Source organism: Catenovulum sp. SX2, from assembly GCF_052056295.1.
GTDB lineage: Bacteria > Pseudomonadota > Gammaproteobacteria > Enterobacterales > Alteromonadaceae > Catenovulum.
Genome location: NZ_CP182493.1, coordinates 2506873 through 2523306, shown reverse-complemented (window position 1 = coordinate 2523306; position 16434 = coordinate 2506873). Strand labels below are relative to the sequence as shown.

General features: G+C 40.2%; 17 protein-coding genes. 11 read left to right on the top strand and 6 right to left on the bottom strand.

Translation table 11 applies throughout. The features are described from left to right. Window positions 1-6 precede the first annotated feature (6 nt). Both ACMZOO_RS10610 and ACMZOO_RS10605 read right to left on the bottom strand, forming a co-directional pair. Window positions 7-615: a 50S ribosomal protein L25/general stress protein Ctc gene (locus tag ACMZOO_RS10610; RefSeq protein WP_440903323.1), complete on the bottom strand. Its 609-nt coding sequence runs from the start codon at window positions 613-615 to the stop codon at window positions 7-9. Window positions 616-780: 165 nt separating this feature from the next. Continuing rightward, window positions 781-1584, bottom strand: coding sequence for a response regulator (locus ACMZOO_RS10605; protein ID WP_440903322.1), 804 nt, complete (start codon window positions 1582-1584; stop codon window positions 781-783). A 265-nt stretch (window positions 1585-1849) separates the two neighbouring features. Between ACMZOO_RS10605 and ACMZOO_RS10600 the strand changes: the two genes are divergently transcribed. Together ACMZOO_RS10600 and ACMZOO_RS10595 are read left to right on the top strand one after the other, a co-directional pair. After that, entirely contained in the window at window positions 1850-2155 is a 306-nt protein-coding gene (locus ACMZOO_RS10600) for an STAS domain-containing protein (protein ID WP_016954435.1), read from the top strand. Between the two features lie 28 nt (window positions 2156-2183). Continuing rightward, a complete protein-coding gene (locus tag ACMZOO_RS10595; RefSeq protein WP_440903321.1) occupies window positions 2184-3836 on the top strand; it encodes a SpoIIE family protein phosphatase in 1653 nt (550 codons plus the stop codon). On the opposite strand, the gene galU is transcribed toward ACMZOO_RS10595, so the two are convergent. Then, window positions 3837-4670, bottom strand: a complete 834-nt coding sequence (galU, locus tag ACMZOO_RS10590; protein WP_440903320.1) for a UTP--glucose-1-phosphate uridylyltransferase GalU — start codon at window positions 4668-4670, stop codon at window positions 3837-3839. A 339-nt stretch (window positions 4671-5009) separates the two neighbouring features. Between galU and ACMZOO_RS10585 the strand changes: the two genes are divergently transcribed. From ACMZOO_RS10585 to panC, 7 genes are all read left to right on the top strand, one after another. Continuing rightward, a complete protein-coding gene (locus ACMZOO_RS10585; RefSeq protein WP_440903319.1) occupies window positions 5010-5528 on the top strand; it encodes a cytochrome b in 519 nt (172 codons plus the stop codon). Window positions 5529-5553: 25 nt separating this feature from the next. Beyond that, on the top strand, window positions 5554-6126 hold the full coding sequence (locus tag ACMZOO_RS10580) for a YceI family protein (protein WP_440903318.1): 573 nt from the start codon (window positions 5554-5556) through the stop codon (window positions 6124-6126). Window positions 6127-6837: 711 nt separating this feature from the next. Further along, window positions 6838-7290: an RNA polymerase-binding protein DksA gene (gene dksA, locus ACMZOO_RS10575; protein ID WP_440903317.1), complete on the top strand. Its 453-nt coding sequence runs from the start codon at window positions 6838-6840 to the stop codon at window positions 7288-7290. Between the two features lie 60 nt (window positions 7291-7350). Continuing rightward, a complete protein-coding gene (gene gluQRS, locus ACMZOO_RS10570) occupies window positions 7351-8226 on the top strand; it encodes a tRNA glutamyl-Q(34) synthetase GluQRS (RefSeq protein WP_440903316.1) in 876 nt (291 codons plus the stop codon). Window positions 8227-8328: 102 nt separating this feature from the next. Next, window positions 8329-9702 (top strand): polynucleotide adenylyltransferase PcnB, encoded by a 1374-nt coding sequence (pcnB, locus tag ACMZOO_RS10565; protein ID WP_440903315.1) that lies wholly within the window; start codon window positions 8329-8331, stop codon window positions 9700-9702. Further along, window positions 9695-10177, top strand: coding sequence for a 2-amino-4-hydroxy-6-hydroxymethyldihydropteridine diphosphokinase (gene folK / locus ACMZOO_RS10560; protein ID WP_440903314.1), 483 nt, complete (start codon window positions 9695-9697; stop codon window positions 10175-10177). Before pcnB ends, folK begins: the two co-directional genes overlap by 8 nt. A gap of 38 nt (window positions 10178-10215) precedes the next feature. Then, the gene (panC, locus tag ACMZOO_RS10555; protein ID WP_440903313.1) at window positions 10216-11064 is read left to right on the top strand and encodes a pantoate--beta-alanine ligase; all 849 of its coding nucleotides are present in this window, start codon (window positions 10216-10218) and stop codon (window positions 11062-11064) included. Between the two features lie 606 nt (window positions 11065-11670). Here the strand turns inward: panC and ACMZOO_RS10550 are convergent. The 3 genes from ACMZOO_RS10550 to ACMZOO_RS10540 are packed head-to-tail and all read right to left on the bottom strand — an operon-like array spanning window position 11671 to window position 15786. Then, complete coding sequence (locus tag ACMZOO_RS10550) at window positions 11671-12936, bottom strand: glycosyltransferase (RefSeq protein WP_440903312.1); 1266 nt, start codon at window positions 12934-12936, stop codon at window positions 11671-11673. Continuing rightward, window positions 12923-13897 (bottom strand): LPP20 family lipoprotein, encoded by a 975-nt coding sequence (locus ACMZOO_RS10545; RefSeq protein WP_440903311.1) that lies wholly within the window; start codon window positions 13895-13897, stop codon window positions 12923-12925. The genes ACMZOO_RS10550 and ACMZOO_RS10545 overlap by 14 nt, the downstream gene beginning before the upstream one ends. 11 nt (window positions 13898-13908) lie before the next feature. Continuing rightward, entirely contained in the window at window positions 13909-15786 is a 1878-nt protein-coding gene (locus tag ACMZOO_RS10540) for a GNA1162 family protein (RefSeq protein ID WP_440903310.1), read from the bottom strand. Window positions 15787-15914: 128 nt separating this feature from the next. On the opposite strand from ACMZOO_RS10540, the gene tusA reads away from it, so the two are divergent. Both tusA and ACMZOO_RS10530 read left to right on the top strand, forming a co-directional pair. Beyond that, entirely contained in the window at window positions 15915-16157 is a 243-nt protein-coding gene (tusA, locus tag ACMZOO_RS10535; protein ID WP_440903309.1) for a sulfurtransferase TusA, read from the top strand. Between the two features lie 85 nt (window positions 16158-16242). Continuing rightward, complete coding sequence (locus ACMZOO_RS10530) at window positions 16243-16425, top strand: hypothetical protein (RefSeq protein ID WP_016954450.1); 183 nt, start codon at window positions 16243-16245, stop codon at window positions 16423-16425. Window positions 16426-16434: the final 9 nt, after the last annotated feature.

Here is a 16434-nt window from a genome sequence, read left to right as displayed (position 1 = left end):
TATTGCTTATTCTTCAGCAGCAGCTTCTTCGTCTTCAGCAGCGCCTTTCTTCTTCTCAACAGTTACGATAGCAACGTCGTGATCAGCACCTTTCGCTAATTCAACAGAAGAAACACCAGCAGGTAATTGAACATCAGTTAAGTGTAAAGTTTCGCCAACAGCAACTTTAGCTACGTCAACTTCGATGAACTCTGGTAAATCTTTTGGTAAACAGCTAACTTCGATTTCAGCAGCATGGTGAGCTACTACGCCACCCGCTTTAACTGCAGCTTCTTCATTGATGAAGTGTAAAGGAACGTTAGTATGTAACGCTTGGTCAGCTGCAACACGTTGGAAATCTAAGTGAGTAACTTTTGGCTTGTACGGGTGACGTTGCATATCTTTAACGATAGCTTCAACTTTTTCACCGTCGATGTTCAAGCTCAAAACTTGTGAGTAAAATTGCTCTTGCTCTTGAGCTTTTAAAACTTTGCTGTGCTCTAAAGTTAAAGAAACAGCTTCTTTACCAGCACCGTATAATACAGCTGGAACTTTGTCTGCGTGACGTAGGCGGCGGCTCGCACCTTTCCCTATTTCTGCACGCACACTTGCGTTTAATTCGATAGTAGTAGACATAACATCTCTCCAAAATAAAAAATAGCGTGATTATTCTGCGACCAAATAACCACATAAGCCCTAATTAATGGCATAGCATAATTAGGGCGGCGTAGTTTAGCATTCAGAGATAAGTGAAGGAAGTATTATTTTTAAGCTACTTCAATTAACTTGGGGTTAAGTTAATCAGTGATCATGATTAAGAATATTAAATAAAATTTGTTTAACCATTGATGGCTCAAACGGTTTATCACAAATAGCATTTACGCCAGATTGCGCAATGTTCGCCAAATGCGTATCGTTCGCTTCAGAAGACACCATAAGCACAGGTACATGTGAATGTTGGCCAGATGAGCGAATGAATTCAGTTAACTCACGGCCATCGACTTCCGGCATATTGTAGTCGGTCACAACCAAATCAAACATTTCATGTTCTAGAATATTTTGTGCTTCCGCCCCATTTTCAGCTTCAGTAATACGCTGAACACCCAAGTTAGCCAATACACGTTTGATATGATTACGCGCCAAACGGCTATCATCAACAACCAACACACGCACATCATGCACGTCAAACAAATCTAGCTCTAGTTCGTCTGGTACCAATAAATCTAACGTAGAGTTAATCGCAGTACCTAAATGCTCTGGTGTAAAAGGTTTAGGTAAAATTGCTACAACACCAGCTTGTTTAAACTCTTCAAGTTGACATTTACGCCATTCGCTCGACACCAACATAAACGGAATATCCGCTAAGTTTTCAGTATTTTTAATAAATTTAAGTAACTCTAGACCAGTACCATCAGGAAAATGTAGCGCAGAGATAACCAAATCAGGATGACTTTTCTCTAAAGCTGTTTTAGCTGACTCAACATCTGTCGCTTCTCGAATATGCACTATATCTTCTTTTTCTAGGTGTCGAGCAATCACCTTACGCTGTGTTACCGAAGGCTCAACTAACAATATGGATAAATCTGATGGGTCTAACTGATGCATATACTTCATTCCTACTTCTGCGGCTTGACGCTGACGACCTAAGATAACTAATCAAGCTAGATTAGATAATACTCTAAGGTTAAATTCAAGCGCCTAGCTTACTTCAAATAATTGAAATTTTATCCGTTTTTGAATTTCACATCTGCTAGAGTGCTGCTAAACTCATCTACATACGGACTTTTTTGCGTCAGCTTGCTGACTACAAAAAATTTATCCCCAAATAAAAATTGTTTTAATAAAATTATTTCACAATAGGTTTATCAACATGAGTTTAAGTAAGAGCCTTTCCTCTGATGGCAAAACTTTCACTATTCAAATAGCCGGGAAGTTTGATTTTAATTTAGTGCAAGAGTTTCGTGCCGCATACGCTAATGTTGGGGATACTAGCCCACAAGTTGTGATTGATTTGCGCGACACTGAATATATGGATTCGTCCGCACTCGGTATGTTGTTAAATATGCAGAAAAACCTAGGTGCAAAAGTCAGCGGAATTAAAATTGCGAATTGCCGCCCACAAATCCGCAAGATACTACAAATATCTCGTTTCGATAAAAAATTTGAGATAGATTAAACCAAGCTAAGTTTGCAGGAGAGCATACATGCATATACTAGTAGTAGATGATCAGGATTTAAATCGTGCTATGCTGCAGTATATGCTTGAGCAAGAGGGGCATCAGGTTTCTCTAGCTGTACACGGTAAAGACGCAATTGAACGTTTTGAGGATATTAACCCAGATATAGTTCTATTGGATGTAATCATGCCGGAAATGGACGGTTTTGAAACAGCTCCAATCTTAAAAAAGCTCTCTGGCGACCTCCACCTACCCATACTATTTATTACCTCACTAGACGATCAAGACTCTATGTTGCAATGTTTAGATGTAGGTGGTGATGATTTCCTCGCAAAACCTTTTGATAAACTTATCTTATCAGCAAAAATAAAAGCACATGGCCGTAGCCGAGAATTATCCGCACGTATCCACGAACAGCGTAACCAACTAAAATTTCACCAATTACAAACCGACCGCGAGCACCAAATCGTCGAGCATATTTTTGCCAATGCACTGAGTAAAAATAATGCGAGAACCGAAATTGTTGAACATTATCTAGCCCCAGCTTCAACTTTTAATGGTGATTTACTGCTAACTAGCCGTAGTCCTCTTGGCGGAAATTACGTATTTTTAGGCGATTTTACTGGACATGGTTTAGCCGCTGCTGTTGGTGCTCTACCAACAGCACAAACCTTTTTTGAACTAACTCAAAGAGGTATGTCAGTTGGTGATATCGCGCGGGCTATCAACGTGCGTTTACTCCAGCTACTGCCAAATGACATGTTTTGTGCCGCCTGTATTGTCGAATTATCTTGCAGTGGTAAAGCCGCATCTATTTGGATAGGCGGTATGCCTGACATGTTAATTATTGACACACAAAATGGTGTAAAAAATCGAGTACCTTCGCAACATATGGCATTAGGTGTACTCAATGATGATGAATTTGAGCACACTTTAATTAACTGCGAACTCACACCAGCAGATAGATTAGTTATATATACAGATGGTATCACTGAAACCATGAATTCAGCCGATGATATGTTTGGCCAAGATAGATTTGAAGCGCTATACAACACTAACCCAAAAGCCGACATAATTGATGTAATTCAAACGCTAGATAATTACCGCGGCAAAGAGCACCAGTTAGATGACATTTCTATTGTGCAGGTAAACTGTCTGAGTTCACCTAGCCCACAAACCAATACACAAAAAAATATTCCACCATTACCTTGGAAAGTTGCGGTTGAACTAACACCAGAAGAGATTCGCCATACAGACCCGGTCGCACAAATTTTAGATATGGTTTCAGCTTTTCAAGGCATGGAAAAACACAGATCAACTTTGTTTTTGTTATTAGCAGAAATGTACAATAACTCTGTAGACCATGGTTTATTGAAGTTAGATTCAGATGTTAAAAACGAAGACGAAGGCTTTTTTGAATACTATATGCAAAGGCAAGCAGCGCTAGAAAATTTAACCCAAGGGTATTTACGTTTACAAGTAGAACATCAAGCTGAATACAATTCAATTCAACTTTCAATCACAGACAGCGGTAGTGGTTTTGATGCAGACAAAGTCAAAGAAAGATTAAAAGACTCTGACCATCATGGCCGCGGACTTAAACTTATTTGTGAACTAGCGAAAAAACTAGACTATAAAGATCAAGGCCGCACCATAATAGTTGACTATCAATTAGATTGATTAGTCGCTATATACATTTTCGAATACATAGTTAGTAGCATCAACAAAACCTTTAACGCTACCACAGTCAAAACGCATACCTTTAAATTTATAACCAATAACCTTGCCTTGTTTAGCTTGTGCTAACAATGCATCAGTCAATTGGATTTCACCATTTTTACCTGGTGGTGTATTGCGAATAATATCAAAAATATCAGGTGTTAAGATATAACGACCAATAATAGCTAAGTTTGATGGTGCATCTTCCACCGCAGGCTTTTCAACCATGTCAGTTACACGGAACTGATCATCAGAAATTTGGTCACCCGCAATTACACCATATTTAGAAATAGTTTCTTTTGGCACTTCCATTAAAGCAACGACTGAACAACCAGTTTCTTCATGGATTTTAGCCATTTGCGCCATAACCCCTTCGCCACCCACTTCTTCAGGTAAACAAAGGTCATCCGCTAAAATAACGCCGAACGCCTCGTTACCCATAAGGGTTTCGCCACACAAAATGGCATGACCTAAACCTTTCATTTCAGGTTGACGAGTGAAAGAGAAAATACCGTTATTCATAACATAACGAATAGATTCTAAGTATTTTTCTTTGCTGGTGCCGGATATTTCACGCTCTAATTCGTAAGAAATATCAAAATGGTCGGCGATAGCTCGTTTAGTTCGGCCTGTTACAAAACCAACATATTTCATACCAGCCTCTAGCGCCTCTTCAACACCGTATTGGATAAGAGGTTTATTTACTATAGGCAACATTTCTTTTGCTTGAGCCTTAGTTGCTGGTAAAAAGCGTGTACCGTAACCCGCAGCTGGGAATAAACATTTTTGAACCATACTTGGTTTCCTTTTGTTGTTCATCATTATGTATCTTTTGCGCATATATACGCAGTTCATATGATAATGCTATGACATCACTACAATCTCAAGACGTTTGCTTAGAAATTTTAGCAAAAAATAGTACTGGCTCACGACCGATGTACTAAAATAGTGCAATTCTTAACCAAAACATCCAACAATATTACCCGGAGCAAATACCGTTCCGAAATTTAAAATTTTATACCCAAGCTACTTTTAACGTAAAGAGCACGTAAATTAACTTGCGTATTGAACTCTATATATGCTTAATAAGAATAATTTCTATTTGAAGCATTTATACAGATAGGGACAGATAACATGACCAACAAATATTCATTGATTTCAAGACTGTGTCACTGGCTCAGTGCGCTTTTGGTATTAGCACTCTTTTTTGTCGGCATCTGGATGGTAGAGCTAAGTTATTACGATGATTGGTATCAAGTTGCACCAACACAGCATAAAAACTTCGGCATCATATTGGCTGTGTTGACCATAGTCAGGCTTGTTGCACGCCTTACTTCAGACAAACCTGCTCCAATAGGAGAAAAATGGGAACAGGTAACGGCGAGTATTACACATAAGCTAATGTATTTATTACTATTAACTATATTGATCAGCGGCTATTTAATTTCAACTGCAAGTGGCAAACCTATTTTATGGTTCGATTGGTTGCCAATACCTGCCACTATAGCCTATGCAGATACTCAAGCTGATTTAGCAGGTGATATTCACCAATACGCCGCCTACATGTTAATTGCACTTGTGGTATTACACGTCGCAGGCGCGATAAAACATCAATTAATAGATAAAAAACCTCTATTTAAACGCATGATTTAATATTCAACACAAGGAAAAATGACACATGAAAAAACTACTTTTCACCCTAGCAACATTAGTATTTGCCGCCAATACCTACGCAGCAAACTATGTTATTGATGATGACAATAAAGGTGCGCATGCATTTATCAACTTTAAAATTAAACACTTAGGTTATAGCTGGTTAACTGGCCGCTTTAACCGTTTCTCTGGTTCGTTTGAATACGACGCAAGCAAATTAGCCGATAGCTCAGTGCAAGTAACTATAGACACCAGCAGTATCGACAGCAACCATGCTCGCCGCGACAAACACTTACGCAGCGACGACTTTTTAGATGTAGATAAATTCCCAAAAGCGACTTTTGTTAGCACGAGTATTAAAGTGGTTAACGACAACGAGTTTAAGATCGTTGGTGATTTGACCTTACATGGTGTGACTAAACAAATCACAATTGACGCTGAAAAAATCGGTGAAGGCAAAGATCCATGGGGCGGTTACCGCGCAGGTTTTGCTGGTACAACTGAAATTGCCTTAAAAGATTTTGCGATTGAAAAAAATCTAGGTCCAGCATCTACCCATGTAATTTTAGAATTACATGTAGAAGGTATGCGCAAATAAACTAATTTTCAGTTTTGGATAGCAGCACTTCCTGCTGCTATCCAAATTTACCGCAGTTAATTTCCTTATACAGTTCAATAAATTAAACACTTCTGCTTATAAATTTTAATTCTAATAATTAGACTATTCAGACCAAAACACTCACACGTGTAAGATATATCTGACAGGAAAAGTAAGCCAAACCTGTTTAGTTTTACTGCTAGATATCACACCAGAAACACAAGTGTTTGATTTAAAACAACAATAACAAATTAATCATATTATTTTATCTTTAAAGCATGATTATTTTTCTAAATTTGTTAGATCCACAGCTGCAAAAAACCACTAATATTTAACTCGTACGGAGACATCAGGAAGCAACAAGGTTGTTGCTTGGTTTAAGTGACTAAACCAAAAAGGACAGGACACAACAGGACGTTTTTTATGGACATGAGTCCATATCCATGGATAAGTGCAGGATGCCTTTGGAGTAATGCAGCTAACCGTTAAAAACGCCTCAACTTTTTTAGAGGCGTTTTCTTTTTCTCCCTTCAATAAATAAATCTTGCTATTAACTGTTGATAATAAGCAACCTTGCCCATATAAACTTGGCACAAATCTGATCTCAGGCTATAAATAAGGTTTAATGCTAATTTATCATTGCCTACTCAGACTCTTTTTGTTATAGATAGCGGCCTAGCGATCAGCTGGCGTAGAATTAGGAGAAGTGATATGCCCACTGGAACAAAACCAAAAGCAACCGGCATAATAGCTCAAGCGGGTTTACAACCTTATCAGATTAGCGCTGATGAAGATTATATGAATGAAGCTCAATTAGAGCACTTCAAAAAGATACTAGCAACTTGGAGAAGCCAACTGCGTGCAGAAGTGGATAAAACCATGCACCATATGCAAGACGAAGCAGCCAACTTCCCAGATCCAGTCGACCGAGCTTCACAAGAAGAAGAGTTCAGCTTAGAGCTACGTACTCGTGACCGTGAACGTAAGTTGATTAAAAAAATCGAAAAAACTTTACAGTTAATCGAAAACGAAGATTTCGGTTATTGTGAAGAGTGTGGTGTAGAGATAGGCATTCGCCGATTAGAAGCTCGCCCAACTGCCGATTTATGTATCGACTGTAAAACTCTAGCTGAAATTAAAGAAAAGCAAAACGCTGGTTTATAACAGTGCATTAGCATGCTTGAGCATGCTTGAGCATTCAAGCATGCTAGCTTTAAAGGCTGTATGACATATATAGGCCGTTTTGCGCCCTCCCCGTCTGGACCTCTCCATTTTGGTTCATTGATTACTGCACTCGCAAGTTACTGCGACGCCAAAGCACACAATGGTATATGGCTAGTTAGAATGGAAGATATAGATCCTCCACGCGAAATGCCAGGCGCCAAACAGCTCATTTTGCAGCAACTCGAAGCCTTTGCTTTACACTGGGATCAACAAGTTATTTATCAAAGTGAACGCTTAGCTTTATACCAACAACAAATCGACACTTGGCTAGCAGAAAATTTAGCTTATGCTTGCAGTTGTACTCGTAAGCGCATGAAATCAATTAATCACCAGTACGATGGTTATTGCCGCGATAAACACAATTCCGCAGACAACTGCGCTATCCGCTTTATCAACAACACCACGATAAACCAATTTAACGACCAAATTTATGGGTTGTGTGAATTACCAAGCTTACATGCCCAGCAAGACTTTATCATCAAACGCAAAGATGGTTTAGTTGCTTACCAACTTGCTGTTTGTATGGATGATGTTGCTCAGGGTATCAGCCATGTTGTTAGAGGCTACGATTTACTCGACACAACCATTTGGCAAAAAGCTTTAATTGCCCAACTTGGCGGCAACACACCAGAATATGCACATATTCCGCTCGCGTACGCAAACGACGGCAGAAAACTCAGTAAACAAAATGGTGCTACGGCGATAGAAGTCAAGCAAGCGTCGAGCCTGTTACATGCAGCATTAGTTCATTTAGGCCAACAGCCACCAGCAGAATTAAAAAGAGAAAGCCCACAACAGATAATTTCGTGGGCGGTAAAACACTGGCAGCGCCAAAATGTACAAAAAATCGCAGTAAAACAACTGAATAATGCTTAAAAAATTCTCATTTGCGCTCGCTTGTTATATTATTGCGCCAATTTTTTCAGCTAAAAGGTAAAACCCATTATTACTCGTGTCTTGAATTTGTGTAAAAAAGTATTGAGCGGACAAAATAGCTCGGTTAAAACAACCGCCGAATTACAGATTATTCCGCGTGCAGAGCACAACATATCACGTAAAGATATCAGTAAAAATGCACTGAAGGTGTTATATCGCCTGAAAGATGCAGGGTACGATGCTTATTTAGTCGGTGGTGGTGTACGCGACTTGTTATTGGGTTTAAAACCCAAAGACTTTGATATAGTCACCAATGCAACCCCAGAACAAATCAAAAAATGTTTTAGTAACTGCCGTTTAATCGGTCGTCGTTTTCGTTTGGCGCATATTGTCTTTGGCCGCGAAATTATTGAAGTTGCAACCTTCCGTGGTCACCATGAAGCTGACGCTGATAGTCCACATAAATCAGATGATGGACAGTTGTTACGTGATAATGTCTATGGTGATATAGACGAAGACGCAGAGCGTCGTGATTTCTCTGCAAACTCGCTCTATTACGACATAAAAGACTTTTCAATTCGCGACTACTGGGGTGGTGTTGCTGCCATTGCTAATCGTGAAATAGCTTTAATTGGCGATCCTGAAACACGTTACCGTGAAGATCCTGTACGCATGTTACGCGCTGTGCGTTTTGCACAAAAGTTAGACATGCAGATAACACCTCGCACAGCTAAGCCGATTTATAAACTCGCGCCTTTGTTGCAAAACATTCCAAAAGCACGTTTATTTGAAGAGTGTTTAAAACTATTTTTAGCCGGCAAAGGTTTAGATACTTATAAAAGTTTAATTGAGTTTGGTTTATTCCAGCAAATATTCCCAAATCTGACAGAATCAGTTAAAAGTGAAAATGCCGCGTATCAGTTAATGTGTATTGCTTTGCGTAATACTGATACAAGAATCAACAATGAATTACGTGTTACCCCAGCATTTTTATTTGCAGCATTTTTATGGCATGAGATGGAACAAGCTTGTGAACACTATCAAGCGCAAGGTATGCCAGCACAAGATGCGCTGCACACAGCAGCAAGTGCAGTTTTAGACGGCGGCCAATACAATGTCACTATCCCTAAACGATTTTCTACGACCATTCGTGATATTTGGGCACTACAACCTAGGTTAGAAAAGCGCGCCGGAAAACGTTGTTTAAAATTGTTAGAACATCCGAAATTTAGAGCAGCCTATGACTTTTTATTGTTACGTGCCGAAATAGCGCAGGGTGAACAAGCAGCAGAGCTAAACAGCATTGCCTCTTGGTGGACTGAATTACAACAGTCAGATGCTGGCAAACAAACAAACTTAGTCAACGAGTTGTCGAATAATTCTGAAAAACGTCCGCGCCGTCGTCGCAATAACAACAGACGTCCATATAACAAAAAGCGCCGTAGCAATAGCACACAAGCTGACAGCAATGAATAAAGTTTATATTGGCCTAGGCAGCAACTTAGCCAACCCGCAGCAAAAGATAACGAATGCATTAAATGCTTTGGCTGAATTAGTTGACGTATCAGATTTACAAGTTTCTTCGTTATACGCGAGCAAACCTATGGGTCCACAAGACCAACCTGACTACGTAAATGCTGTAGCCAGTTTTAACTGGCAAGGTGAAGCATTAGATTTATTAGATAAATTACAAGCAATTGAACAACAACACGGCCGTGTACGCAAAGCCGAGCGCTGGGGTCCTAGAACGCTAGATTTAGATATAGTCCTGTACGGTAACCAAATTATCAGCTCAGAGCGTTTAACCGTTCCCCACTACGGCATGCATGAACGAGCATTTGTGCTGTATCCACTTGCACAACTATCACCGGAATTAATATTACCCTGCGGAACTAAACTTGCTGACTTATTAACAAAAGTACCCGCTGGCGATCTAACCATAATTAACTAACTTCTATTTACTAATATCACAGTCTGCTCGAGAAACTTATGCAAACTATTAGCGATTTAACTCAACTTAGACAACAAATAAAAACTTGGAAACAGCAAGGTGACAAAATTGCATTTGTTCCAACTATGGGTAATTTGCACCAAGGGCATATCTCGTTAGTTGAAGAAGCGAAAAAACATGCAGACCGAGTCGTCGCGAGTATTTTTGTTAACCCTATGCAATTTGGCGCAGGCGAAGATTTAGATAAATATCCGCGCACCCTACAAGCGGACAGCGAACAGCTGATTGCCGTAGGTACAGATTTATTATTTACCCCAAGCGCACAAACTATGTATCCAAAAGGTTTGGAAGTACAAACTTACATTGAAGTGCCTAATGTATCTGACAATTATTGCGGCTCATCTCGTCCAGGGCATTTCCGTGGTGTGGCAACCATAGTTAATAAACTCTTTAACTTAGTCCAACCAGATGTTGCTTGTTTTGGAGAGAAAGATTTCCAACAGTTGCAAGTGATCCGTACTATGGTTGCTGATTTAGCCATGCCGATTGAAATTATTGGTGTGCCTACTGCACGTGAGCACAATGGTTTGGCAAAAAGTAGTCGTAATGGTTATTTATCGGCAGAGCAAAAAGCACAAGCTGGTGTTATTTATCAAAGCTTGCAGCAGGCTGCTGAAAAGCTGAAACAACAAGTTTCATTGGATGATGTTAAAACTGATATTGCTGTGCAAATTAGTAAACAAGGTTTAACCATAGATTATGTTGAAATTGCAGAGCGCAATAGCATGCAGGATGCGGTTGCGGGTGATAAACAATTGGTTATTTTAGTTGCGGCGTTTCTTGGGCAAACTCGCTTGATTGATAATTGGCAGGTTGATTTATCTTAGCCGCTCTCAAACGGTATCCCTACCGATTGGAAGTTTTGCGAAAAGCATTCTAACCACCTCTCCTTGCATCTGTGGTGCTATTTAAACTTCCGAACATTAAAACTGCGACTCCACGTATATCGCACCGAAAGTATTGTGCAAATCGGCTGGAATTCCTGAACCTTTCTCTAATCAGATCGTTTATTCGCCATTCCCCCCAAATAATCCCATATATCGCTGGAAAAAAGCAACAGCGACAACATTGCCTGATTGAAGTCTGTTTGAATGCTGATTTTCTAAAACTTCAAAAGGAAGGGAGGCCTTTTGTGAGCGGCCAGGGACTGGCGAAAAGCGTTTTTAGAAAATTATGCTTCAAATGGGCTTGATTGCACATAGCCCCAGCGCTTTTTGGACAATATCTCTTCCACCCACCTTTTGACTTCCTTGCCACAACGTCCTTAGCTCTCAACGCGCCCGACAGAAGCCTGTTGGAATGCTAATTTTCTAAAACTTCAAAAGGGATGGAAGCCTTGTGGGAGCGGCCAGGGACTGGCGAACAGCGTTTTTAGAAAATTATGCTTCAAACAGGCTTAATTGCACATACTCCCAGCGCTTTAAAACAACCAGCTAAGCATTTTTAGCCGCTATCCACTGCGCCATATATTGGGTACTTTTCATTGTATGATGCTGCAACATAGCACCAATAATATTCTGCGCCCTATGTGCAACTAAATCTTGCTGAATAGCTTCAACACGTGCACAAAACTCAGGTAAAAAACAACTTTCTCGAAAACGCTGTAACATATCCCAAGTTTTATCTTGTGCAGCTTGCCACAACACTTGATTGTTATATAACTCAACAGCTTTATTGGCAAAAGACTCAGCATCGTCGGCGACAGCCCCTGGCCAATAGATATTGCAAATATCATCTACAGCCACAGCTGAATCAAAATAACCTTCAATGCCCACACTGGTCGTTACACTCGGTGTACCTAACTGCATAGCTTCAAACAACTTACCTTTAAGCCCTGCACCAAAACGCAAAGGCGCTAAACAAATACGCGCATTGGCAACCACAGTATTAGCATCATCCGCCCAACCTTTAACTAAAAATCTTTGTTTCGGATTGTGCAAATCAGTTACTTTTTTTGCAGGGTAAGCACCATAAATATGTAGCTCAGCATCTTTAATTTGTTTACTAATCAGCGGCCACACCTGCTGTTTTAAATACAACACGGCATCCCAATTAGGCTCGTGTTTAAAGTTACCAATAAAAACAAAATGCGCTCTATTTTCAAATGGTTCGGCTTGCTGCTGTAACTTGGCTAGCTGCTCATCTTCCACCACAAATGGCAAATGAGCCAAAATATGTGCAGGTATTTTAAACTGATTAACCAACAAATCCATTTCGTAATGCGAGATTACTAACGACAAATCACAACGCCAAATTGAGGCTAACTCACGTAACACTAAATCTTGTAAATAATCACTTTGTTGCAAAGGCCGCTGTTGTTTATACGCCTGCATACGAATATGGCGTAAACTCCATAAATCTTCTAAATCGAGAATACGCAGCGCATTCGGGCAATGTTTAGCCACCCGCCAGCCAAATTGTTCTTCAATCATAAAACGATCAAACAAGACTACATCGGGTTGCAACTCAACGATAAAATCATCAAAGCTCGCACAGTTCAGTTTAATTTCAGCTTTAGTTATACCGAGTTGTTCAAATGGGTATCTATGAATGCTTTCGCTGGCAGCGCAGGCAAAGGTAATTTGATAATTTTGCGCAAGAAAGGTTTTAAGCAACTTCAGCATATATTGGCCAGCGGCCGATGAATTCGGCTCTGGCCACACATAACCAATAACCAGCAGTTTTTTAGTCGAGGACAATAATTACCCCTGCATCATTAAAAAACTGACTCGCCATCAATTGCTCTAATTTTGCCGCAGTTTGTTCACTCACCACTATATCTGTTCGACTGTCTTTCGACTGCGACGCTTTGATGATCCAAGGACGCTCACCCACTTTCGGATGACGCTGCGCAAAACTTAAATCACGGGTAAATAAAGAAACTAAACGACCATTGGCTAAAATCGCATCCCTCGCTTGTTTTTTCGGATAAAGCTTTTCACCCGCTTTTGAATAGATTTTTGGTGATAACGAAGGGACAAAGTGTCCACCACGTACATCTATAATCAAACCCGTAGGTAAAGTATTTGACTGTGTACTTGGCGCATTATTTTGGTTTACTCCTTGCTCCAATTGCACTAAGCGAGTTTCAAACTGCTCAAGCTTACGCAAAATTTGCTCATTCGAAGTTGCTGCATAAGCTTTGTTTGGCATCAACCAAGCTAGGCTCTGGCCGACACCATCCAACAAATAATACAACGCAGTTTTTTGGTTATCTTGGTCAAATGCTGGTTTGTATATACTCTGGGAAAAATTACCCGCCATAGGAGCTGATACTTTAACTCGGCAAGTACCGTCTGCTAACGGTGTTTTTTCTGTGATCATAGCATTGCGTACAACCCCTTCAACCGAGGTAGTTACTTGGTCACTCGCCAACATATACTTTTCAACTACAGTTGTTGCTTGTACACGCACACCTTTAGTCGCTTCTAATAAGTTACGTTGTGCGTCGGCTATCGCAGCACGACAAGCTAATAAAGGCATTACATGCACAGGTTTATTTGGTGGAGCTGCGCCCATACCTTCGGCTTCAATTTGGCCTTTCGACCAATTAACCGCACCAGCTGCACCTACAAATTCGGTATATTCAGCTGTTTGATTGGCCGCTACGCCATAGCTAAATAATGCAGCCAATAAAGAAATGGTTTTAAAAGCTTTCATTTGTATATCCATTAGTAATTTACCTCGCCAAGAACAGTCATTTGGCTTGCATCAGGCGACCAAAAATTACCTTTAGCTTCCACCGGATAAATCGACGAACTTTGTATATGGAAAGGTTGATTGTCAGCAAACGAGGTTTGTTTAAAAGTCACTTGAGCATGGCCTGAAACTATTACACCTGCGGTATTACTGCCCTGAATTTTACTTTGTTCAACCCACACATTTGCAGTGCCAGAAATATCTAACGCACTAAACTGATTGCCAGTAAATTCACATTGGCTGATATGCGGTTTACCCGCTTGAATTGTCAGCGCAACATCAGCGCCTGATACATGTAAGTGTTTCAGCTCAACCGTTTGAGTAGACTGCAAATTCGCAAACTGACTAAAACCAGCCGACTGCGCCGCTTTTACCACTACCGGGCGCGACACATCACCATACACAATAAATTGGCCGTTAATTTGTAAATGGGCATTTTTGCTGACGATAATTTCTACACCTGGCTCAATTAACAAAGCTGCAGATTCAGTAACAAGCATAGGTTGACGCAAATAATACGGGCTATTGGCGACGGTCATAGTCATTGGCTGACTAATTTTCGTCGGTAAACTACTAGGTAAAGCCGCAAGCGTATTAAAACGTAAATCGGGTAAAGGCTTAGCAGAAATAACCGCAGCTAAACTTTGATTGCCTGCTGTGTCTAACGCAACCACCTCTAACTCATAATTGATAAAATTAGATAAACCAGCCAACTCAATTTGTTTGGTTGTGGTTTTACGCACTAACTGTTTTTGGTTATTGTTGGGGTCTAATAAATAAACTTGGTATTCAGCAACATCTAAATCTGTACTCGACCAACTTAATTTGAGCAACTGATCATGGCTAGAAGCATGCAATTGCTGTGGAGCCTGTGGCGGTTGGTTATCTATAGTTAATAATCCAAAAGGACTCAACCAACGGCTGATATTGCTGTTTTGATCCATTAAAACACCTTCAACCACTACACCAGTTGCATTGGCTTTTTTCGACACTGGAATTTTACCTATGTATTCACCCAGCTCAACTTCTTGTAAATCAAAACTGCCTACACCTTCTATAACAGCCTGCGCGCGCATACCAGCTTGGCCTTGAATGCCCACCTCTAAAATATCACCATATTTAAGAATTTTATTCATACCATTATGTACAACAGCGGTAATACTTGGCCCTGCTTTGGTGGTTAAACGTTTGGGGTGCGGCATAACACTAGCAAGTTCACGGCCTACATCATCTGCGGCTCGCAATAAATTTTCTTCTTTTAAATGCATAGCAGCTAGTGCGGCGTTAAGTAATAAACCAACAGGTGTGACGGATGCACCACCGGCGCGGCTGGTTGCCGAATCTGACTCTTGCCACAGAATTTCGCCATTACGGTTAATCAGGGTTAATTCCACACCTACTTTAATTTGGGTAATGACACCAGCAAATAAACGTTCAAAATCAGTAATGGAGCCATATAACACAGCATCAACTTCTAAAATATCCGCAAGGCTGGCAGCATCCATCTGATAGGCAGTCGCTAGCTCAACATTGGCTAAACGTAACTTGTCGTCAACCGCCTGCCAATGCAGCATATGATAATTTTTTGAAGAAACATGGTTAAAAATTACACGTCGAACAATTTCAAAAGCACCAACTGATTCTGTGCGGTTTTCAAAAGGCAGAATAGCCAAAGTTCGAGGTAACTTACTTTCCGACAACTGAATTTTTTCTTTATCTTCTTCGAGTAAATTTTCAATTTGATTAAGCGGGGCATTAACCAATATTGCATCTTCGTTACTAACAGCACAACCAAATAGAAAAAACACGGGCAGTAGCACAGGCAGGCATATATGCCGAACACATTTCATTGTTAATTTCCTTTGTGAATGTTCAACTTATTTTATTGTAAACCATAATAGCGAAGAAAAGTTGAGGCTATAGGCAGATTTAATCATAATATAGTGCTCTATTGCCCAAAGTTAAGCATTTGCACAAAATGAACCCTTTTAACAATCCGGATCACAACTTAAATGCCATTGGTTTACGTTGCCCAGAGCCAGTAATGATGGTGCGCCAAGCCATCCGAAAAATGGCAGATAACGAAACCTTATTGGTTGAAGCGGACGATCCATCAACCACTCGTGACATCCCAAGCTTTTGTCGATTTATGGAACATAGGTTAGTAGCTCAGCAGATTGAACAACGCCCCTATTTATTTCTAATTCAAAAAGGGTTATAAAATAGTTAATAAGGCTAGCACTTACGGCATATATAGTCTTTAATTAGATATTAATATCGCAATTAAACTAACAAGAAGGTATTTTATGAGCTTAATGACTGTTGCTGAAGTAGCTGAATTTCTGGGTGTGCAAGATGTTAGAGTATTGCGTTTAGAGAGAGAACACTTGCTGATTGCTGCCGACAAAAACGAAGAGGGCGCGCCTTTGTTTGAAAAAGATAGCGTTGAAAAATATAAAGAACTGGCGCAGAGGCTGGGTGGTATTTAACCACCCAAA